The sequence below is a fragment of the Gordonia sp. VNK1 genome (genome assembly GCF_040049135.1).
Taxonomy (GTDB): domain Bacteria; phylum Actinomycetota; class Actinomycetes; order Mycobacteriales; family Mycobacteriaceae; genus Gordonia; species Gordonia oleivorans.
In genome coordinates this window covers 17,802-40,144 of the sequence record NZ_JBDZDJ010000020.1, presented here as the reverse complement: position 1 = coordinate 40,144, position 22,343 = coordinate 17,802, and the positions used below count along the sequence as shown (strand labels likewise).

General features: G+C 67.4%; 13 protein-coding genes. 11 read left to right on the top strand and 2 right to left on the bottom strand.

The features are described 5' to 3' along the window. Both ABLE94_RS20280 and ABLE94_RS20275 read right to left on the bottom strand, forming a co-directional pair. Window positions 1-1,464 carry an FAD-binding protein gene (locus ABLE94_RS20280; RefSeq protein WP_348809679.1) on the bottom strand — a complete coding sequence of 488 codons (1,464 nt, stop codon included), beginning with the start codon at window positions 1,462-1,464 and terminating at the stop codon, window positions 1-3. A gap of 69 nt (window positions 1,465-1,533) precedes the next feature. Next, window positions 1,534-3,564: a CocE/NonD family hydrolase gene (locus tag ABLE94_RS20275; RefSeq protein WP_348809678.1), complete on the bottom strand. Its 2,031-nt coding sequence runs from the start codon at window positions 3,562-3,564 to the stop codon at window positions 1,534-1,536. A gap of 208 nt (window positions 3,565-3,772) precedes the next feature. Between ABLE94_RS20275 and ABLE94_RS20270 the strand changes: the two genes are divergently transcribed. The 11 genes from ABLE94_RS20270 (at window position 3,773) to ABLE94_RS20220 (ending at window position 22,333) form a co-directional block, all read left to right on the top strand. Further along, window positions 3,773-5,395: a molybdopterin-dependent oxidoreductase gene (locus ABLE94_RS20270; RefSeq protein WP_425476254.1), complete on the top strand. Its 1,623-nt coding sequence runs from the start codon at window positions 3,773-3,775 to the stop codon at window positions 5,393-5,395. An 82-nt stretch (window positions 5,396-5,477) separates the two neighbouring features. After that, window positions 5,478-7,013, top strand: a complete 1,536-nt coding sequence (locus tag ABLE94_RS20265; protein WP_348809677.1) for a cutinase family protein — start codon at window positions 5,478-5,480, stop codon at window positions 7,011-7,013. 81 nt (window positions 7,014-7,094) lie between these two features. Continuing rightward, window positions 7,095-8,510, top strand: coding sequence for an alpha/beta hydrolase family protein (locus ABLE94_RS20260; RefSeq protein ID WP_348809676.1), 1,416 nt, complete (start codon window positions 7,095-7,097; stop codon window positions 8,508-8,510). Between the two features lie 264 nt (window positions 8,511-8,774). Further along, entirely contained in the window at window positions 8,775-9,854 is a 1,080-nt protein-coding gene (locus tag ABLE94_RS20255; RefSeq protein WP_348806522.1) for an NAD(P) transhydrogenase subunit alpha, read from the top strand. Continuing rightward, window positions 9,854-10,159, top strand: coding sequence for an NAD(P) transhydrogenase subunit alpha part 2 (locus ABLE94_RS20250; protein WP_348806521.1), 306 nt, complete (start codon window positions 9,854-9,856; stop codon window positions 10,157-10,159). The genes ABLE94_RS20255 and ABLE94_RS20250 overlap by 1 nt, the downstream gene beginning before the upstream one ends. After that, window positions 10,156-11,658 (top strand): NAD(P)(+) transhydrogenase (Re/Si-specific) subunit beta, encoded by a 1,503-nt coding sequence (locus tag ABLE94_RS20245; RefSeq protein WP_348809675.1) that lies wholly within the window; start codon window positions 10,156-10,158, stop codon window positions 11,656-11,658. Before ABLE94_RS20250 ends, ABLE94_RS20245 begins: the two co-directional genes overlap by 4 nt. A gap of 143 nt (window positions 11,659-11,801) precedes the next feature. Beyond that, window positions 11,802-12,812, top strand: coding sequence for a YdcF family protein (locus tag ABLE94_RS20240; protein WP_348809719.1), 1,011 nt, complete (start codon window positions 11,802-11,804; stop codon window positions 12,810-12,812). Between the two features lie 139 nt (window positions 12,813-12,951). Continuing rightward, complete coding sequence (locus ABLE94_RS20235; protein ID WP_348809674.1) at window positions 12,952-15,213, top strand: SulP family inorganic anion transporter; 2,262 nt, start codon at window positions 12,952-12,954, stop codon at window positions 15,211-15,213. Window positions 15,214-15,621: 408 nt separating this feature from the next. Continuing rightward, a complete protein-coding gene (locus ABLE94_RS20230) occupies window positions 15,622-17,178 on the top strand; it encodes an HNH endonuclease signature motif containing protein (protein ID WP_348809673.1) in 1,557 nt (518 codons plus the stop codon). A 590-nt stretch (window positions 17,179-17,768) separates the two neighbouring features. Further along, window positions 17,769-19,538 (top strand): HSP90 family protein, encoded by a 1,770-nt coding sequence (locus tag ABLE94_RS20225; protein WP_348809672.1) that lies wholly within the window; start codon window positions 17,769-17,771, stop codon window positions 19,536-19,538. After that, window positions 19,535-22,333, top strand: coding sequence for a hypothetical protein (locus ABLE94_RS20220; protein ID WP_348809671.1), 2,799 nt, complete (start codon window positions 19,535-19,537; stop codon window positions 22,331-22,333). Before ABLE94_RS20225 ends, ABLE94_RS20220 begins: the two co-directional genes overlap by 4 nt. Window positions 22,334-22,343 lie beyond the last annotated feature (10 nt).

Here is a 22,343-nt window from a genome sequence, read left to right as displayed (position 1 = left end):
TCAGTCGCGCGCCGCCGCGTGCCGTCCGGCGCGTCGGCCGAAGTACGACCCCTCGCCGAGCTGCGTACCGCTGGCGTATCCCTTGCTGTCCTGCGCGATGTTCGCCGCGCACGCGCCCGCCGCGTACAGGCCGGCGATCGGTGCGCCGTCGGCGTCGAGCACCTCACCGTCGACCGACGTCGCCATGCCGCCCATGGTGAACCCGGCGTACATGGCCTTGCCCAGACTCATGTCGAAGACCGCCCACGGTCCCTTGTCCTGTGCGGCAAGGAATTCCGGTGACTTGTGGAAGTCGGGGTCCTCGCCGCGTGCGGCGTGGGTGTTGTAACGCTCGAGGGTGGCGGCGAGCTTCCCGGTCGGGATGCCGAGCGCCGCCTCCATCTCCTCGACGGTCTCGTAGCCGTCGAGCAGTGGTACCAGCGGCATCCGCGGCCGCTTCATGTGTGCCTCGTCGACGATGAGGTAGGCCGTCGAATCCGGTTGTTCCAGAACGAAAGCCGATGTCCGGGAGTGATAGGAGTCCTCGGCGACGAAGCGGTCGCCGTTCTTGTTCACCGCGATACCGGTGAGCAGGATCGACGGCGGGTACACCGGTGCGGTGCAGAAGGCCTGATCCATGTGTTTGAGCACCGCACCGGCGGAGACACCCATGCGCAGGCCGAGGCCGTCGTCGTAGGTGTTGCCCAACACGAAGGGCTTCTCGGCCAGCCACGGCACGTTCTCCGCGACCATCTCGGAGTTCATCACGAACCCACCCGCCGCGAGGACGACGTTGCGCGCCCGGATGAACCCGTCTTCTCCGTCGAGGCCGCGCCAGCGTACGCCGGCCACCTGCCCGTCGGCGTCGACGACCAGGGCGCGCGCCCCGACCTCGTAGCGCACCTCGACGCCGAGTTCGGCGAGGCGCTTGACCAGCAACTCCACCACCATCGCCGCGCCGCCGGTGTCGCCGGGGACCGGTACCTTGTGTCCGCGCGGAGCGGGCTTGGCGATCGTGTTGAACGGCCACACCTTCTCGTTGCCGGTGTACATCAGGCCCTGCGTCTCGGGCTGGACGACCGCCTTCTCCGGGTAATAGCTGCGTTCGAAGGTGAAGCCGAGATCCTCGAGCCAGGTGAAATGGTCGACGCTGTCGACGCAGTACGCGTGGATCTTGTCCGGCTCCGGATCCCGGGAGACCGCGGTGATGTATTTCTCCATCTCCTCGGCCGAGTCCTCATGCCCGGTGGCCTGCTGGACCGCGGTGCCGCCGCCGAGATAGAAGTGCCCACCGGCCAGCGCCGTCGTCCCGCCGGCCTGCGCGGCCCGTTCCAGCACGAGGACCCGCGCCCCATGTGCCGCGGCCTCGGCGGCGGCACACCCGCCGGCGATGCCGAGACCGATCACCACCACGTCGACGTCGTCGCTGAACTCGTCGATCGACCCCACCGCGATGGTGTCGGGGATCGCTGTGTCACCTGCCATGCGCACCAGGTTAACCCACAAACTAGAACACGTTCTAGTGCTTCCGGGATTTGCGTACCCCGCCGGCCGTCACGGGATCGGCAGGTTGCTCGGCACCTGTATCCAGCTCGGATGCGCCTGGTCGAGCACGATGTGCTCGGGGCGCAGGCCGCTGTCGTAGCTGATCGGTCCGAAGCTCACCGCCCGCGGCGCATTGAGCGCGTAGATGCTGACGCGCAGACGATGTCCCGGCGCGAGTCGCGCGTCGGTACCCAACTCGCCGATGTCGAGATCCTGGACCGACCCGGGTGTCACCAGGTCACGCTGGAAGGCGTCGAGCGCATATACCGGGTCGACGACGTCGCCGTTCGGCGCGAACTGCGAGGCGCCGCGATCGAGCTGATTGCGGATCGACACCGTCATCGACCCGGTGCTGATCACCCGGGAGGCGCCGTCGGGGGCGACATCGCTGACGGTCGCGACGTAGAAGCCGTCCGTCGCATCGACCTTGGTCCGTACGTGCACGCTCAACGGTCCGTTGATCGACGTCGCCTGCCGCACCGGCGCCGAGGTGAAGGTGAGTGCGCCACGTTCGGCGATCCGATTGTCGTTGCTGCAGAAGTCGAATGAGCTCAGGAATCCGATCTGGTCACGATTGGTGTCCGCCGAGCACAGCGTGGTGATCCCCGGTGCGACGGTCCAGGTCGCGGCGGGCGTGGTGTTCGCGGGTGTCAGCGACCCGTCCCGCAGGGACGTCGGGGAGGTGCCGCTGCCGACCGCGGAGAGATACAGCCGCCGATGTTGCTGACCCGCCCGGGGCATGGTGTCCGACTGTATCCATCCGCCGCCGAGTTGATGACTGGTGGCCGGCGAGTACCGGTCGATCCCGTTGTCGATGCCCTTGAGCCACTTGTCGAACCAGGCGCGCTGGAAGATCGCCATCGACGGCGGCTGACCGGGTCGGCCGAGCATGTCCCAGCCGTTGGTGACGTGCTGCCCGGTACTCATCACGAGCTTCTTCTGATCGGCCGGCACTCCGCTGAGTTGTTGCAGCGCACGCCATTCCATATTGGTGAACAGGTCGTTCCACCCGCCGGTCACGAACGTCGGGATGGTGATGTTGGCGGCGTCGGTGGTCAGTGCCCGGCGGTAGGCGGAGTTGAGTTCGACGATCTCGCGGGTACGCCCGGACAGTGCGCTGGTGGTCGGGGCGGTGAGTCCCTCGAGGAACTCCTTGGCGAAGACCGCGGGATTGTTCAGACGATCACGCAACCACACCGGGTCGAATTGCCCCCGCAACAGGCCCGGTACGTCGGGGATTGTCTTGGTGGCGTTGACGGCGAACAGCCACAGCGCGAGAAAGCCTGCGCCGTAACCCGATCCGGGCGCGACCACGTCGGCGACGATGTCGGTCATCGGGGCGGCCGGGAAGATCGCCTTGAGTCCGGCCGGCCGCTTCGCCGCGGCCTGCATCTGATTGATCGCCGAGTACGAGTAGCCGGTCATACCCAGCGTGCCGTTCGAATACGATTGCCGGCGAGCCCAATCGAGCACCTCGACGGTGTCCTGCTGCTCGCGGGGTCCGAAGACGTCCCAGACGCCCTGTGAGGTGCCGGTGCCGCGGACGTCGACGACGACCTGGGTGTATCCGGCCCGGATCAACTGCGGATCCACGGCGAACACGCTGGGCAACCCGCCCTTGGCGACCTTCAACAGGCGTTCGGTGCCCGAAATCGGCGTACCCGACAGGTTCAGGCCCGCCAGCAGATCGAAGGCGGGCTCCGACAGCCCCGGAACGTTGCTCGCCGCGGCCGCGATCATGCTGATCAGCTTGTTGTACGGCGTCATGTTCACGATGACGGGATTCTTGTCGCGGGTGGCCTGGCCGTTCGCGCCCGCCGGGCGATAGATGTCGGCGCGCAGCACCGTGCCGTCCGACATCCGGATCGGCACGCTCGCGGTGACGGCGACGCCCGCGTACGGCTGGGTGGCCGAGTCGTGGGTGCGCGTCCACTGGAGGGGATTGAGGCCGAGCGGAGCCGCATCGGCGGCCGGCAGCACCCCCAGGACCTGCACCGTCGCGAGAAGGACCAGTATCAGCGAACCTCGACGCCAGGACATTTCCGTTCCCCCCGATCTGACGACGGTGACCCCGCCGCCGGTGTGATCTATGCCAGACCGTGATCACGCTGTGATATGCGGTACATGTGTACTACCGGCGGGTAACCACTGTCAATGCCTGCGCGCACGGCGGCCCGCATCGACCGTCCGACCGACCTGACATGCGCCGGGACGCACGCCGCGGCCGGTATTCGAGGTATCAAGGAGTGTGGCCAGTCCAACCCCCACCGATCTCGACGACGACGCGAATGCGCCGGCACCCACCCACCCGGGACTGACCCCGCCGCTGGGTGCGCTCTCCGGCGTCATCGCCGTCGCCGCGGCGCTCGGCGTCGGCGAACTCGTCGCCGCCCTCGTCTCGCCGGACTCCTCCCCGTACTTCGCGGTCGGCTCCTGGGTCGTCGACCACACGCCGCAGGCCGTGCGCGAATGGGCGATCACCACCTTCGGCACCTCCGACAAACTCGTGTTGTTCGTCGTGATGGGGGCGGTCATCGCGATCATCGCCGCCGGCTGCGGCGCCGCCGAACGTCGACGCCCGCCGATCGGTTCGGTGATCATCATCGTCTTCGCGGTTCTCGGAGCCGTCGCGGCGCTCGGTCGGGCCGGGGCCACCGGCTCGTACATGCTGCCGTCGATTCTCGGTGGCGCCGTCGGGGTGGTGGTGCTCCGCGTGCTGATCGGAATGCTCGACAGTGATTCCGACGCAACAGATTCCGGCACGGCGGATTCCGTTGCAGCGGAGCCTGATTCGGCTCGGCGCGCGCCGGTGTCGCGGCGTTTCCTGCTGACCGCCGGGGGCATCGCGGCCGCCGCCGTCGCCGTCGGAGCACTCGGCCGCACCATGCTCGCGGGCGCATCGCGCACCATCGCCGACCGCAAGGCGATTCTGCTCCCCACACCGGCCGACCCGGCCCCGCCGGTGCCGCCCGACGCCGATCTCGGGGTGCCGGGCGCCAACCGTTTCGTCACCGACAACGTCGACTTCTACCGCATCGACACCGCGCTGCAGGTGCCCCATCTGACCACGGCCGACTGGCAATTGCGGGTGCACGGGATGGTCGACGAGGAGATCACCCTGTCCTGGGACGAGTTGCTGGCGATGCCGATGACCGAACGGCTGGTCACCCTGACCTGTGTGTCCAACGAGGTGGGCGGCGACCTGATCGGCAATGCACGCTGGCTCGGCGTCCGGATGACCGACATCCTCGACCGCGTCGGGGTCCAACCGGGCTCGAACATGTTGCTGTCCACCAGTTCCGACGGCTGGACCTGCGGAACCCCGGTGTCGGCGATCACCGACAACCGGGATGCGTTGCTGGCCATCGGCATGAACGGTGAGCCGCTGCCGGTCGAGCACGGTTTCCCGGTGCGACAGGTGATCCCCGGTCTCTACGGTTACGTTTCGGCCACCAAGTGGGTGGTGGACTGGGAGTTCACCACATTCTCGAGGGCACAGGCATATTGGACGACGCGCGGGTGGTCGGCCACCGGTCCGATCAAGATCGCCTCCCGCATCGACCGCCCGTCCGCGGCGGAGGTGTCGCCCGGCGACGTCGTCATCGCCGGGACGGCGTGGGCGCAGCATGTGGGCATCGCGCAGGTCCAGGTCCGCGTCGACGACGGTCCCTGGCAGGAGGCGACCCTCGCCGCCGACTACAGCGACGACACGTGGCGGCTCTGGAAGTACACCTGGCCGGCAACGTCGGGAACCCACCAGATCTCCTGCCGCGCGATCGGCAAAGACGGCAAGGTGCAGACCTCGGAGAACGCCGACCCGATTCCCGACGGCGCCACCGGCCTGGACAGCCGCACCTACACGGTCACCTGATCGTCTCTCGCTTGCCGCTGCGTCGTCGTACACTGTGTGCCGGTCGGGTTGGCGCAGAGGAGATTGGCGCAGAGGAGATTTGGTGGGGTTTCGACGTCTGGTGGTCCTGATTGCCGTTGCCACCACCATGTTCTGGGCCCCGAACGTGGATCCCGGTGTGGCACGGGCGCTCCAGATCGGACCGATCGTCTTTCCCGACGTCAACCCGCCCGCGACCATCGATCAGGCCCGCCCCACGGTGATCGCGACGCCGTCCTGGGCGCCGGCACTGTCGGCCGGCGACGCGGTGGTCCTGATCCCGGGAACCACCGACTACGACGGAACCGATCAGACCGAACGGACCCTGGGCATCGGACTGTTCGGCGGGGTTGTCGGCACCGGCAACGACGTCCGCGTCGATGAGACCCAGACCCCGGCCATCTCGGTCGTCTCCTATCCGGCGGCCTTCGGGATCGATCCGTGGGGCATCCCGATCTACCTCGCGGGCAGCGACACCTTCACCCATTCGGTGCAGGTCGGCACGGTCAACGGTGTCGCCGCGGCCGAGGCGGTCCACGCGGACAATCCGGACGCGACCATTGTCATCAACGGCTACTCGCAGAGCGCCCCGATCGCCATGAACGTCGCATATCTGTTGCATCGCAAGAACATCGAGGGTTCTGGCAGCATCCCCGACGATCAGATCGTCGTCATCGTCGGCGCCGATTCCCGCTTCCCGCACACCGGGGTCGAGAACATCGTGCCCAGCTTCCTGCCCGGGATGTACACCAACGGTGACCGCGATGTGGACGCCACCGGTGACATCTTGGTCTACTCCTACTGCGTGCGTGGCGACGCGACCTGCGGAGTCGGCAACCCATTGGTCAACCCGATCTCTACGTTCTTCTACCTGATTCCGGGGTTCTACGTCCACGCCTTCCTCGAGTACCGCATCAACGAGTACTCGATCGCCCGCGAGTGGGAGGACGGCAACACCCATTACATCGTCTACGACGGCGGCAACCCCTGGGGAATGATGTTGCGGGACCTGGGCATTGCCGTGCCCACCGAATTCGACGATGTTCTCGGCGCGCTCATTCCGGTGCCGATGCCGGGCCAGCAGTCGACCCTCGCGGATCTTCGGCTGCCGTTGCCGGACGACGTCCGGCAACGCCTGTCGGCCTACAACGTCCCGACGCCGCGTGAGCTGCAACAACTCGTCGCCGATCGGCTCGGCATCGACGTTCCCGTCCACGACCCGGACACCTGCGACATCAGCCCGTCGGCCTGCCGGGCGGACTACGCGCCGAATCCGCAAGCAACCGCGGACGCGGTCGGCATCATCGAGAGTGGTCCGCCCACCACATCATCGACCGCCACGGTCGCCACAACCGAAGTGGCGCAGAGCGATTCCGCCGCATCCCGGATCGCCGCCACCGCATCGGCTCCGGCCACCGGCGCCATCACCGCACCGACCACCGTCGCCGCACCGACCACCGCTGCCGCGCCGACCACTGCCGCCGCGCCGACCACTGCCGCCGCGCCGACTACTGCCGCCGCACCGACCACCGCCCCGGACGCGGACGACCCGGTTCCGGATTCCGGCACGCAGGTGGCGAGCGCGACCGCGGCCGGTTAGCATCGCACCGCCGGGACACTCCACCCGGAAGGCCCGCGCACCACGTGTCGCGGACGGCATCTCATCGGTAGGGGAGTCCGAGTGCGTCGACTGACCATGACTGCGGTCACCGCCTGCGCGGCCGCCCTGGTTCTGACATCGGCACCCGACACGGGCGCGGCCGCCGCGGCCCCACTCGGAGCCGGGTTGTTTCCGACGTCCTGGTACGAGGCGCCCGTCATCCGGGAGCGGCCGTCCTGGTTGCCCGCCGACCTGAGTCGGGATGCGACGGTCATCCTGGTACCCGGAACCTCCGACTTCACCGAGGTCACCGGCGACGACATCGTCGGCGGGAGCTCCGCGGTCGGTGGCGATCAGTACGAACGCACGGTGAGCATCGGGTTCTACGACCCGAACGATCCGCAGGTCCGCTTCGTCGACTACCCGCAGGCCTTCGGCTTCGTCGTCGGCGATACCACGCTCAACCTGGTCGGCACCGGCACCTACAACGACTCCGTGGATGCGGGCACCGTCGCCGGTCTCGCCGCCGCCGAAGCCGCCTGGGCGGCGCAGGGGAAGACCGGGACGATCATCCTCAACGGTTACTCGCAGAGCGTGCCCGTCGCGATGAACGTCGCCTACCTCCTGCATCAGAAGTCACTCGCCGGCGACCCGGACGCCATCCCCGACGCCGACGTCGTCGTCATCAACGGCGCCGACACCCGATTCCCCAACACCGGCATCGAAAGCGTTTTCCCGAGCATCATCGACGGCGTCTACACCAACGGTCCCCGCGACGAGTCGGCCACCGGGGACATCCGGGTGATCTCCTATTGCGTTCGCGGGGATGCGGTGTGCGGCTTGGGAAATCCGCTCGCGCATCCCTTCGCCACGCTCTTCTACCTGGGGCCGGGCGCCACCATCCACGGCCAGAAGGGCGATCTGGTCAACCAGTACGACGTCATCTCGCAGACCCAGGTCGGTGCCACCACCTATGTCGTCCTCGACGGCGGGAACCCGTGGGGGATCTTCTTGCGCAGCATGGGCATACCGGTGCCGACCGCCTTCGACGACGCCCTCGACGAGCTGGTCCCGGTGCCGATGCCGGGGGAGAGGTCCACCGTCAACGGTGTCGACATCCCCACGCCGCGTGAACTGCAGGTACAGATCGCTGCGAAACTCGGCCTGCCGGTCCCGGTGACCGATCCGGACGCGATGGCCGCCGCAGGGCAGACGTGGAAGGCGCCCCCGCTCACCACCACACCGCGCACCACCACACCGATCACCACCTCGGCGAACACCACCGGCCGGGCCGCAACAACCACCACCACGCCGGTCACCACAACCGACCGTCAGAGTCTGGGCGATGTGCTCTCGGGACTCGCGACCACCGCGGTCGGTTCGACGACGGTCACCGGGTCATCCGGTCCGGCGCCCGCTCCGCGCAGCACCGGTGACGACGCCCCCACGTCGGCATCCACCACATCCGCTGTGACCTCCGCCACTCCGGCATCGTGACCTGCTTCATGTGACCAGCTCGGCCCGCGTCAAGAAAAAGTGACCAACCCAACGTGGTGAACCCCATCGACGGAGGTCATGTTATGTTCGTCGCACGTTTTTTCCCGATGCGGTGATGCGATCCGTCGCCGCACACGATAAGCATCACCGCGGCACGGCCGATCCGCGAACCGACCGGGCCGAGTCGTCGTCGCCGGTGTGAAACCGACTGATTGGTGCGCCGCCCCGTGCGGCGGCACCGACGAGGCGAAAGACAGCAAAACAATGAGTGTGGGTGTCGTGCGCGAAACGGCCCCGGGAGAGCGTCGGGTGGCGCTTGTCCCGAAGGTGGTCGCGTCACTGGTGGGCAAGAAGGTCCCCGTCATCGTCGAGGAGGGCGCCGGGCTGGGCGCCTTGATTCCCGATGCAGCATACGTCGAAGCCGGCGCGACGATCGGCGATCCGTATTCCGCCGACGTCGTGTTGCGGGTGTCGCCGCCCTCGGATGAGGAGATCGGCAAACTGCGCAGCGGACAGAAGCTGATCGGCTTCCTCGCCCCGCGCAATGCCGACAACAAGATCGGTGCGCTCAAGGACGCCGGGATCGAGGCGTACGCCGTCGAGGCCATCCCGCGTATCTCGCGTGCCCAGGTGATGGACGCGCTGAGCTCGCAGGCCAACGTCTCCGGCTACAAGTCGGTCGTCGTGGCCGCCGACCTGTCGACGCGATTCTTCCCGATGCTGACCACGGCCGCCGGCACGGTGAAGCCGGCGACGGTGCTGGTGCTCGGTGTCGGCGTGGCCGGCCTGCAGGCGCTGGCCACCGCCAAGCGTCTCGGCGGGCGCACCACCGGATACGACGTGCGACCCGAGGTCGCCGAGCAGGTCCGCTCCGTCGGTGCGCAGTGGCTCGACCTCGGCATCGACGCCGCCGGTGAGGGCGGATACGCCCGCGAACTCACCGACGAGGAACGTGCCAAGCAGCAGCAGGCGCTCGAGGACGCGATCAAGGGTTTCGACGTGGTCATCACCACCGCGCTGGTGCCCGGTCGTCCCGCACCGCGTCTGGTGACCGCCGCCGCGGTGGAGGGGATGAAGCCGGGCAGCGTGGTCGTCGACCTCGCCGGCGAGACCGGTGGCAACTGCGAGTTGACCGAGCCGGGTCAGACCGTCGTCAAACACGACGTCACGATCACCTCGCCGCTGAACCTGCCGGCCACCATGCCCGAGCACGCCAGCGAGTTGTATGCCAAGAACCTGTTCGCCCTCATCGATCTGATGCTCGATGAGAACGGCGCGCTCACACCCGATTTCACCGACGAGGTCATCTCCGCGTCGTGTGTCACCAAGGAGGCGGCGGCCTGATGTACACCGAACTTCTGGCGAACATCGCCATTCTGGTCCTGGCCGGCTTCGTCGGCTTCGCGGTCATCTCGAAGGTCCCCAACACCCTGCACACCCCACTCATGTCGGGTACCAACGCGATTCACGGCATCGTCGTGCTCGGCGCGCTGGTGGTGCTGGGCTCGCTGCCCGCCGACGCCAACTGGGGTGTGCGCATCATCGCCTTCGTCGCGTTGGTCTTCGGAACCCTCAACGTGGTCGGCGGCTTCGCCGTGACCGACCGCATGCTGGGAATGTTCAAGGGTAAGAAGGAGTCCGCCAAGTGAGCGCCGCAATTCTCGCCGCCGAGTCCGGACAGGTCTCCGAGGCACTCGGCTACGGCGTCACCGCCCTCTACATCGTCGCCTTCTCGCTGTTCATCTACGGCCTGATGGGACTGACCGGACCCAAGACCGCGGTGCGCGGTAACTGGATCGCCGCGGTCGGCATGGGGATCGCCATCGTCGCGACGCTGATCGGCGTCTACAACAACGCCGGTGACGCGGGCGTCCCGTCGATCAACTGGATTCTCATCGTCGTCGGCCTGGCTGTCGGTGTGGCGCTGGGCATTCCGCCGGCGCTGAAGACCAAGATGACGGCCATGCCGCAGCTGGTCGCACTGTTCAACGGTGTCGGTGGTGGCACCGTCGCGTTGATCGCGTGGGCCGAGTACATCGAGTCCGACGGCTTCACCGCCCTGCACGAGACCCCCGATGTGCATGTCATCGTCGGTTCGCTGTTCGCCGCGATCATCGGTTCGGTGTCGTTCTGGGGTTCGCTCGTCGCCTTCGCGAAGCTGCAGGAACTGCTCAACAAGAATCTCGAGAAGAAACTCGTCGCCGCCGCGAAGGGTTTCCAGTTCGCCAACATCATCCTGGCCATCGCGGCGATCGCGATCGCGATCTACATCGGGGTGTCGGCGGACTCCACCTCGGCGACCCCGTGGTTCTGGATCGTCGCGCTGCTCGTCGTGGCCGGTGTGATGGGGCTGTTCGTGGTGTTCCCGATCGGTGGCGCCGACATGCCGGTGGTCATCTCGCTGCTCAACGCGCTCACCGGATTGTCGGCTGCGGCAGCCGGTCTGGCGCTGAACAACCAGGCGATGATCGTCGCGGGCATGATCGTGGGTGCCTCCGGGTCGATCCTGACCAACCTGATGGCCAAGGCGATGAACAGGTCCATCCCGGCGATCGTGTTCGGCTCGTTCGGTGGCGGCGACGAAGGTGGCGCCGGAGTTGCCGGCGCGGCCGGCGGCACCGTCAAGGCCACCTCGGCCGCCGACGCCGCGATCCAGATGTCCTATGCCAACCAGGTGGTCGTGGTGCCCGGATACGGCCTGGCCGTCGCCCAGGCGCAGCACACGGTCAAGGAGATGGCGTCGCTGCTCGAGGCCAAGGGCGTCGAGGTCAAGTACGCCATCCATCCGGTCGCCGGTCGTATGCCCGGACACATGAATGTGCTTCTCGCCGAAGCGGATGTGCCGTACGACGCGATGAAGGAGATGGACGACATCAACGGCGAGTTCAGCCGCACCGACGTCGCCATCGTCATCGGCGCCAACGACGTCACCAACCCGGCCGCCCGCAACGATCCGGGGTCGCCCATCCACGGCATGCCGATCCTCAACGTCGATCAGGCGCGGTCGGTGATCGTCCTCAAGCGCGGAATGTCCTCCGGCTACGCCGGTATCGAGAATCCGCTGTTCTACCTCGACCAGACGTCGATGCTCTTCGGCGACGCGAAGAAGTCCGTCGAGTCGATCATCGAGGAACTCAAGGCGCTCTGACACGTTCGTCCTGACAGGCGGCAGGGGAAGTGATCTTCCCCTGCCGCCTGTCTGTGTGTGCTGGAGAGCTTTGTTATCGAGCCGAAACGTCGCTGAGGTGGTGGGACGCGACGGCCACACCTACTGTTACTGAAGTGACTGGTGTGACTCAGGTGAGACGGCGGTATCGGCGGCTGGCGATCGGTGCCGTCGCCGTCGCATCGCTGGGTGGCGTCGTCGTGGCCACGCAGCCGACCGATGACGGTGGCCTGCGACCGGTCGCGGTCAGCGTCGACCCGTCGTCGCTGTACAACTCCGCGCAACAACGATTCGCCGCGGGAGATGTCGCCGGCGGCCTGACGGAGTTGCGGCAGGTACTCACCCTCTCGCCCGGCGACGGCCAATCCCTGGCGCTGCAGGCCATCTGGGCCGACCAGATCGACGACGCGGACACCGGACGCACCGCCCTGGACCGGCTGACCGTGGTCAACCCGCTGCTGGTGGCGACGGCGCGGCGGGTCATCGCCGGGGTCACCGATGCCGCGGCGATCGTCCCGAGCACCGAACCCACTGCCACGTCCGGGAATCCGGCGATCGTGATCCTCGGTTTCGGGCTCAGTCCGCAAGGGACGATGGCGCCGGAGTTGATCAAACGACTCGCCGCCGGAAAGTTGCAGGCGCAAGCCGATCCGACGGCTCCGATCGTGGTCACCGGCGGCAAGCCGCAGAACGGTGTCACCGAGGCCGCCGCCATGCGTACCTGGTTGGTGGACAACGGGATCGACGCCTCCCGGATCGTCACCGAGGATCGGTCGGTCTCGACGATGTCCAATGCGCAGAACAGTGCCACCATCCTGGCCGCCCGTGGCATCAGCTCGGTTGTCCTCGTGACGTCACCGAATCACATCCGTCGTGCCGCAGCGGATTTCGCCGCAGCAGGGCTGGCCGTCGCCGGTGCCGTCACCACCCCGACGGACCTGACGAAGTATGCGGCGCCGCTGAGCAAGGACAAGCAAACCGGTATCCGGGTGGAGGCCACCCGCACCGCCGGGCTGCCGGCATCGCGGCAACCCCTGCTGCCCTCGGATCAACTGCCCGACGTCGGGCCGGGCCTGATCGGTGACATCGGCGGCAAGATCCTTGAGCAACTGGGAGTCTCGGGTTCGGCCGGGTGAGCTGAGGCCGAGTGAGCTGACTGCGGTGACGCCGGTGTCGTGACGCGGCCCACGTCACCACCGGCCGCGCGGCGATTCTCACCCCGCGGACTTCGGCGCCGAAACCTCGATGTCACGAGAAATCGGTACCTTCGGGCATATGGGATCAACTGGGGGAATCCGACAACAACATTCGCATACGACCATACGAGACGTGGTCCGCTACGACTTACCGGCATCGCTGGTGGTTTTCCTTGTGGCACTGCCACTTTCGATAGGCATCGCCATCGCTTCCGGTGCGCCGGTGATGGGCGGATTGATCGCCGCGGTCATCGGCGGCATCGTCGCGGGACTGATCGGCGGAAGTCCCCTGCAGGTATCGGGTCCGGCGGCCGGACTCACGGTGGTGGTCGCCGAACTCGTCGCCAACTTCGGCTGGAAGGTCACCTGCGCGATCACGGTGTGCGCGGGCATCCTGCAGATCATCTTCGGGCTCAGCAGGATTGCCGGCGCCGCGCTGGCGATCGCGCCGGTCGTCGTGCACGCCATGCTGGCCGGCATCGGCATCACCATTGCGTTGCAACAGATTCACGTACTGTTCGGCGGTTCGTCATCGAGTTCGGCCGTCACCAACCTGACCGAACTACCCGATCGGATCACGCACGCACAGTGGTCGGCGGCCTTCATCGGCTTCCTCGTCATCGCCCTGCTGGTCGGATGGAAGTACCTGCCGGCGCCGATACGGAAGGTGCCCGGGCCGCTCGGCGCGATCGTGATCGCCACCGTCGTCGCCGCTGTCGCAGGCCTGGACATCCAGCGGATCACGTTGGACGGCAACTTCTTCGAATCCATCAGCCTGCCGGAACTGCCCACTGACAACTGGTCGGGGTTCGTGCTCGGAGCACTGACCGTCGCCTTGATCGCCAGCGTCGAATCGTTGCTGTCGGCGGTCGCCGTCGACAAGATGCATGACGGGGTGCGCAGCGACTTCAACCGCGAACTCCTCGGGCAGGGCAGCGCGAACATGCTCTCCGGCGCACTCGGCGGCCTGCCGGTGACCGGGGTGATCGTGCGCAGCACGACCAACGTCAACACCGGTGCCCGAACCCGGTGGTCCGCTGTGCTGCACGGTGTCTGGGTGTTCGTGTTCGCGGTCTTCCTCACCGTGTTGGTGGAGCAGATCCCCACCGCAGCGCTTGCCGGCCTACTCGTCGTCATCGGCATGCAGCTGGTGAAGCTCGCGCACATGAAGACCGCACTGCGCACCGGTGATTTGTGGGTGTACGGCGTCACCGTGGTGTCGGTCGTGTTCCTGAACCTGCTCGAGGGTGTCGCCATCGGGCTCGCACTCGCGGTGGCACTGGTGTTGTGGCGGGTGATCCGCGCCGACATTTACGTCGACGAGATGCCCGACGACACCCACGTCATCCGGATTCGAGGCTCGCTGAGTTTCCTGTCGTTGCCGCGGGTCAACAGTGTGCTGCGCCGCATCCCCGACGATGTGCCGGTGACCGTCGAACTCGACACCGACTTCCTCGATCACGCGGCGTCGGAGATGCTGGAGGACTGGATTCGGGTGCGCCGCAGTGGAGGTGCGACGGTACAGATCATCGAACGCGGACGGGCGCGACTGGCCGACGCGGCGCAGGCGCCACCGAAGCGGCACACCGGTGGCGTGATGGGGTTGACCCCGTGGCGGAGTCGGCGCACGTGGTCCGACCCACAGGTGGCCGACGTCCCGCCGGCATTGCGATCGATCATGGCCGGGGTCACCGAGTACCACCGCGACCACGCCGAGGTGATGCGTGCGCACCTGGCCGACGTCGTCGACTACCAACGACCCGATGCCTTCTTCCTGACCTGTGCCGACTCACGGATCATGCCGAACATCATCACCTCGAGTGGCCCCGGCGATCTCTTCACCGTCCGCAACGTCGGCAACCTCGTGCCGTCGTGCGGCTCCGATGAATCCACCGAGGCGGCACTGCAATTCGCGGTCTCCGAGGTCGGTGTGACGTCGGTGGTGGTGTGTGGTCATTCCTCCTGCGGGGCGATGCGAGCCCTCGCGGCGTCGGAGACCGGCAGCAACCCGGACTCCGCGCTGCACCGCTGGTTGGGGCGTGCGTTCCCGAGTCTCGCCGCGCAACGACTCGGGCATCCGGCCGGCCGGGCGGCTGCCGCCCTCGGATTCGACGACGTCGACCAACTCGCGGTGGTCAACGTCGCCAAGCAGGTCGAGACCCTGACGAGGCACCCGGTCGTCGGGCGTGCAGCGGCCGAGTCGACCCTGCGAATCGTCGGTCTCTACTACGACATTCGCACCGCACGGGTCTACGAGGTCACCCAGACCGGCATCCACCTCGCCGGGGTGGGACATCACGTGAAGCCGATGGCCGACGAAACTCAACCCGCGTTGGGATAGCCGGCGGATACGGCTCGGCCGGCGGTGGACAACCCCGCCGGCCGAGCCCTTCCCTTACCGGTCAAGCCGGTCCGCTCCTTCCGCCGGTCGAGCCGTCCCACCCGCTGGCCGAGCCCGCCCCTTTCCGTTGGCCGACCGGCACTCTACCCCCGTCTCGAGCGGGACCCTTCCCCCGTTGGTCGAGCCGGCCCCTTTCTGTTGGTCGAGCCGGTCCGGAGCGATAGCGGAGGACCGTGTCGAGACCTCCGCAACTCGACAGCGAAACCGGTCCACTGCCAACCGAACCCAAGCGTGACAGAACTGACAGCATTCACCCCCAACCGATTCCGCTTCGGAGAAAGTTGTCGGTGGTCGCCGATACACTTGACTCACTTCAGTTGATCCGACCGAGCCGAGGAGGTGAACATCATGGCCGACACAATGATTCAGACCAAGCAGGTTCCAGAACTGTCGATGACCCCCGACGACGCCGCCATGATCGATCACCTCCCCGGCGAAGCCGCCACCGTCCTGGCCCGCTCCCTGCAACGCCAGGAACGACAGGTCATCGCTCGGAAAGTCCTGTCCGCGGCGCGGATCGGGCAGAGCGTCTTCCTCGACATGCTGACCTCGGGCCACGAGATCAACTGCCACACCGACGACGGCGCCGACAAAGCCGCCACCAGCAAGATATCGACAGGCCTTGGAGTCTCAGTCCCCAAAGCCAAAGCCTGGATGGCATTGAGCTCTGTGCTGTCGACGCTCCCGACGGTGACCGCAGCGTTCCTCGACGGTGACCACTCGTTGGAACGCATCCGCATCATCGCCGACGAGATCGTCGTCCTCTCCGACGACGACGTCCGCGCCTTCGCCGAAACCCGCGCATTGGAGATCGCCGAACGTAATCAGGCCGATCCGACCCTGCGGGATCAGGTCGCCGAGATGGTGATCGCGCTGGACCCCGATGGTGCCGCAGACCGGCGAGAAGACGCGGCCGAACGTGACCAGAATGTGCGGGTGCGGCGAGACACCAACGGGCACTGCAACATCTCCGTCTACGCGCCCGGGGAGATGGGCGCGCACCTCGCGGCACGCATCGCGAAGATGATCAACGTCCGCATCTGCACTCGTGATCCGCGTCGCCGCGGTCAGCAGCGGGTCGCGGCGTTCGCCGAGATCCAAGGACTGCCCGGCGCGCATCTGTCGTGTGAGTGCGGACTCGACGACTGCCCGCGCGCGGTGCCGTTGCCGGAGGAACCTGCCGATCTCGACCCGGCCGGCGATCTACCGCATGATGTTGATGCTGATCGCGCTGCGCAACTGGACTTCTCCGAGAGCGACACCATTGACAACGCCGATGCAGGCGCCGAGGGCGAGGATGAATCGGCAGACTCGGACGACGACACCGACGCGCAGCTGCTTCTGGATCTGGCCATCGATCCGGTCGGGCAGCGCGAAGCCCGGCTGGCGGGCTTCGGGGTGATCGATGATTCCCATGCCGCTCACCTGATTCGGTTGGGGCTGGTCGAGGTCTTGGAGTTCCCCGGGCTGGAGATCCCGCGCACCGCCGGCATCGTGACCTCGTTGGATCGGGTACCCGCAGCCTGGCGCCGCCCCGACATCCCGTTCCCCGCAACGCCGATTGACCCGAGCGGGCACGGCGGCTACCTCACCCCACCGAAGGGTGCGTTGACGTATCGGATACCGGCGTGGTTGCGGGAGAAGATCATCGAGTTGGATGGCACCTGCCGGTACCCCCATTGCGGTCGGCCGGCCAGTGAATGCCAGATCGATCACGTGGTGAAGTTTGTGCACCGCGATCCGAAGACCGGTGGTTGGACCGTGGAGTTCAACCTGATGCCGTTGTGCATCGCGTGCCATCAGCGAAAACATATGGGGTTGTTGATCCCCACCATGCTCACCGATCGGGCTGTGGTGTGGCGAGACCCGGTCACCGGGGAGACTATCACCACGTATCCGCGGTAAGAGGCCGGCTTCGGCCTGCCTCCGGGTGGTGCTGCGCTGCAACCGCTTTCCAGCTCCATGTTGCGAGGTCTCGAGGCCCGTCGCCCAGGGGCTCCTCGCTCCTCGACCGGCGGATGGGTGGCGTGACCTCGTGTCCGGGGAAACCATCACCACGAATCCGCGGTAAGAGGCTGGCTTCGGCCTGCTGTCGGGTGGTGCTGTGCTGTGATCGGGTTCCAGCGTCGTGTTGCGTGGTCTCGAGGCTCGTCGCCCAGGGGCTCCTCGCTCCTCGACCGGCGGATGGGTGGCGTGACCTCGTGTCCGGGGAAACCATCACCACGAATCCGCGGTAGGCGGCTGGCTTCGGCCTGCTGTCGGGTGGTGCTGTGCTGTGATCGGGTTCCAGCGTCGTGTTGCGTGGTCTCGAGGCTCGTCGCCCAGGGGCTCCTCGCTCCTCGACCGGCGAATGGGCGGCGGCGGCTCGACCGGGGGTGGGCGGCTCGACCGGCGGGATGCGGCGGCTCCGACGGCGCGCCGACAGCTCGGTGGGTTCATTCGGGTGAACGGACGCCGATCGGGCGTCGGTGCGGCCACCCCCTAGGATGGCCCGCATGACCATTCGGGGTGGCTATGACGTGGACCTGCGCTCCCTGATCGATGTGTTGGGGACCAATCTCTACTCGAATCCAGGCGTTTACGTCCGCGAACTACTGCAGAACGCGATCGACGCACAGACCGTGGCCGGAAAGTCGACCAGCGCCATCGACATCGACGTCGATGGCGACACCTTCACACTGACGGACCGGGGAACGGGGATGTCGCCGGACGTCATCGGCGACCTGCTCGGCACCATCGGTCGCAGCTCCAAACGCGACGAACTCGGATTCTCCACCCAGGACACGATCGGCCAATTCGGTGTCGGCATGCTCAGCGCGTTCCTCGTCGCCGACGAGGTGACGGTCGACTCGCTGGCGACGGGTCACCCGCCGGTGCGATGGACGGGCTCGATGACCGGGTCGTTCGAGGTCGATGCCGGACACCGGACCGAACCGGGGACCACCATCACCCTTCGGGTCCGGCGAGGTTCGGAGAAGTGGGTGAGTGCCGATGCCGTGCGATCCCTCGCCACCGAATACGCGGGTCTGCACCCGACACCCATCCGGGTCACCGGTGAGCCACTCGCAATGCCGGCCAACCCCTTTGACCCCGGCACGAACGCCGGTGACCTCGCTGCCCGTCGAATCGGGTTCTGCCAGGACGAATTCGGCTTCACGCCGCTGGAAGCGTTCGAGGTGGAGGTCGGGCAGGCCGGACTGCGCGGCGTGGCGTTCGTGCGGCCGGGATCATCCGGCATGTCCCATCGCGCCGGCCATCGATGTTATGTGAAGGGCCTGGCCGTCGGTGATGTCCCGGACCTGCTGCCCGACTGGGCCTACTTCGTCCGACTGGTCGTCGACGCGTCGGCACTCTCGCTCACCGCATCTCGTGAAGGCCTGGTCAAGGACGAGCTGTTCGCCGAGGTGCAGGACAGTCTGGCCGCCCAGGTCCAGGACTGGTTGATCGGCCTGGGCACCAACACCTCGGTGCGGGAACGCTTCCTGTCGGTACACGAGATGGGCATCAAGGCGATCGCCACCGGCACACCGGAACTCCTGCGGTTCGTCGACCGGCACTGCCTGTTCGAGACCAACTTCGGTGCGATGGCTCCGTCGGCCTTCCGGGCCAGGTTCACCACGATGCGGTACACGGCGAGCGTTGACGACTTCCGGGTGCTCGGCGACATCCTCGCCCACCGCGGCGTCGGACTCATCAACGCCGGACACGCATTCGAGTCGGGTGTTCTCCGAGAGTTGGTGCGTGCCAACCCGGATCTGTCCTGCGAGGTGATCGGCCAGGAGTATCTGCTCGATACGATCGCCACCCCGACGCCCGACGTCCGCGACGAGTATGCCCGCCTCCTCGACGCCGCCCGCACCGCCCTCCTCCGCTTCGGCTGCCGCGTGGAACTGGGCTCCTTCGAGCCGGAAACCCTTGCGTCGCTGCTCATCACCGACGACTCGGCGCAACTGGCGAACGATCGCGCGCAGATGCTCGCCGAGGTCGACGGCGAACCCGACGCCTGGCTCTCGGCGTTGTCCTCCCTCGCGGACGACGCGCCCGCCGTCGACACCCGGCCGGCGTTGGTGCTCAACACCGGTAACCCACTGATCAAGCGCCTCAACCACATTGCGGACATCACGGTGCAGGGTGCGGTCCTGCGAACCCTGTACGGGCAGGCCGCCATCCGCACCCGACGACCGGTTCGCGGTTCGGTGGCCGCCGAGGTTGACGATGCCCTGACCACCCTCGCCGAACTCGCCACCCGAACGGAGAAGTCATGACCCTCGACGCCGCCGACGATCTGAACCAGTTCCGCAACGACCTCTGGTACGCCCGCTACGGCGACCCCCGGTTCGGGTACGAGGACTTCACCCCCTTTCCCTCACTGATCGCCCGCGCCGACGCGATCGGCGATCCGTACTGGAAGTTCTACGCACGCCTGGAGGCGGTTGCCTCGGCGCAGTGGTCGGGCCGGCTGACCGATGTCCTCACCCTGTCCGCCTGGCTACTTCGTGAGATAGACACGAAAGGACCTGCACTGGAACTGGATTCCGACGACATCGCCACCTTGCACATCCGCCTGACCGGACTCGTCGAGCAGATCGACGAACTGCCGCAGATGAGTGTGGAGCAGATCCACGCGCTCACCGACGACTGGGCCCGGCGCGCCACCGCCGACGGGCACGAGGCGGCATCGGTGGTGCGTCTGGCGCAGGCGAGAATAGCCATGTACCAAGGAGATCCGGATCGCGCCGTCGAGATGCTGGCCGATGCACAGTATCTCGCCGGACCGGAGAACACCTGCGAGGCAGGGAGCCGGGCGGAGATCGCCGAACTGTACGCCCGGATGGGTCGCGACGAGTGGGCCATCGCCCTCGTCGAGGCCGATCTCGTCGACGACGGTGATCGTTGCAACTTCTTTCCCGCCGAGACCTACGCACCGCTCATCCTTCCCTACGCTCGGCAGGGCCGCCGGGACGACGTGATCCGGGCGGCCCGCGCGATCGACGAGGTCTACGGTCGCCTGCCGCATCCGCCCGCCACCGTCGCCGACGCGATCGTCGGGTTGCTGATCGTCGACGAACTGGCCGCGGCTCACGAGATGGCGGTGCGCCGCATCGACGACCTGGTGAATCCGTACAGCCCGATGGAGGAACTGCGCAAGGCGGCAGCGCTCGCGGCCACCTTCGCCTCGGTCGCCGCAGTCGACCCGGATACCGCGGTGCCGCAACGATTATCGCTGTCAGAGCCGCCGCAGATGCGGCCCGTGGCCGAACTCGCCGACGACCTCGCCGGACGGGCCCGCGCAGTGGCCGCCCGGTTCGACGTCCGCAACCACAGCACCGTCGTCTCCGAGCAGACCGAGGAGGTGCTGGCGATCCGGGCGACGGGACATCCCGCGGCCGATGTCGTCCCGGTCTCGCGGCGCGACGCGCGCGGCCTGTTGTCGGGGATGTTCGCGTTCCGCAACTCCTCCATGCGCCGCGCCGAGGAATGCACCCGGCGGTTGCGGGACCGTCTCGACGAACTCGATCCCGCCGATGCGGTGCGGGCGGAGAACCACTTTGCCTGGGAGGAGCGAGGGAATCCCGAGACGGCGATCACCGCACTGCATGCCGCCGCCGATCGCGCTGTCGCGGTGGGCCGACCCCATTGGGCGGTGCAGTCCCGACTCCTCGCCGATGCGTTGGCCATCGATTCGGGGTCGGCGCCGCGCGATGCCCTCGACGACTTCGGTGGCCCCGATCCGAGTTGGGAACCGCAACGGCAGGCCAACATCTGGAATGTGGCCGCCATGGTCTACGCGAATCTCGGGGATGCCGACCGGGCGATGGACGCCGTCGACCGTGCGCTGAACGTGCTCGGGGACCCGGATGTGGCGAAGGCGCTGGCCGACGATGACGACTCGCCGGCCAGCGATGCGTGGATGATGCGGTCGGGCTTGCTGCGGGCACGCGCGAATCTGCGCAACGCCGCCGGGCAGGACGCCGGTGCCGACAGCGATGCCGCGGTCGTCGCCGCGCGTCGCGCGCTGGCCACGGCCGTCACGCCGGATCAACGACTCGAAGCCGGCACCGACCTCGTCGAGGTGCTTCGGTCGGCCACGGCCGGACAGCAGCAGACCGATCTCCAGGGTGCGTTGCCGTTGCTCGACGAGGCGTTGGAACACTCGCGCTATGTGCAGCGCGCCGAAGTGCTGATGTACCGGTTTCAGATCCGCACGGCGGTCGGCGATCTCGACGGCGCCATCGACGACGCCGAGCACGCGCGCGCCGTACTCACCGTGGAAGGCCTCGCCCACCCGGCCGACACGGTGGCCGTCGATCTCGCGGGCACCATGCTCGACCGCGGCGACGATCCGCGGTCGGTGCTCGACATCGCGCTGCCGGCCACCGAACGGCTGCTCTCACATGATGACCTGGACTCTGCGGACCGCGGGCGTCGTGTCATCGCCACGGCCCAAGCGCGCGCCGGACTGCACACCGACGCGGTCGCCACGATCTCCGCGGTCATCGACGCGCTGGCCGACGACACCCCCGCCGCGATCCGGGCCTCCATGCTGCGATTCCGCGCCGACGAGAACAACCTCGCCGACCTCGACGACGCGGCGGGAGCCGATTACACCGCCGCGGCAGCGCTTTTCGAGGAGGCCGAGGAACCACTCGACGCCGTCGACGCCCTGCGCGGTGCGGGGGCCGCCGCCTTCTACACCGGTGATCACGCCACCGCCGAAGCGCGATTGGCCCAGGCCGGACACCTGCTGGCCACACTGCCCGAAGACGTCGACACCGTCGCCCTGCGCGTGCGGGTCGACCTGGTGATCGCTGATGTTCGCAAGTTCTCCGACCCCGAGGGTGCGCGCATCCTCCTCGACGGGGCGAAGGACATCGCGCGGGCCAACGACTGGGTTCCGGTCCTGGTCACCGCGGCCCGGATCGGGGCGCGACTCGAACACGAACTGGGCAACACCGCGCAGGCCCTGGCACACCTCGACGATGCCCTCGTGCATGCGCCCGACGATGAGAACCTACTCGGGTTCCGCGAGTACATCGTGGAGTCCCAGAACGGCGAGTAGCGCCGAACGG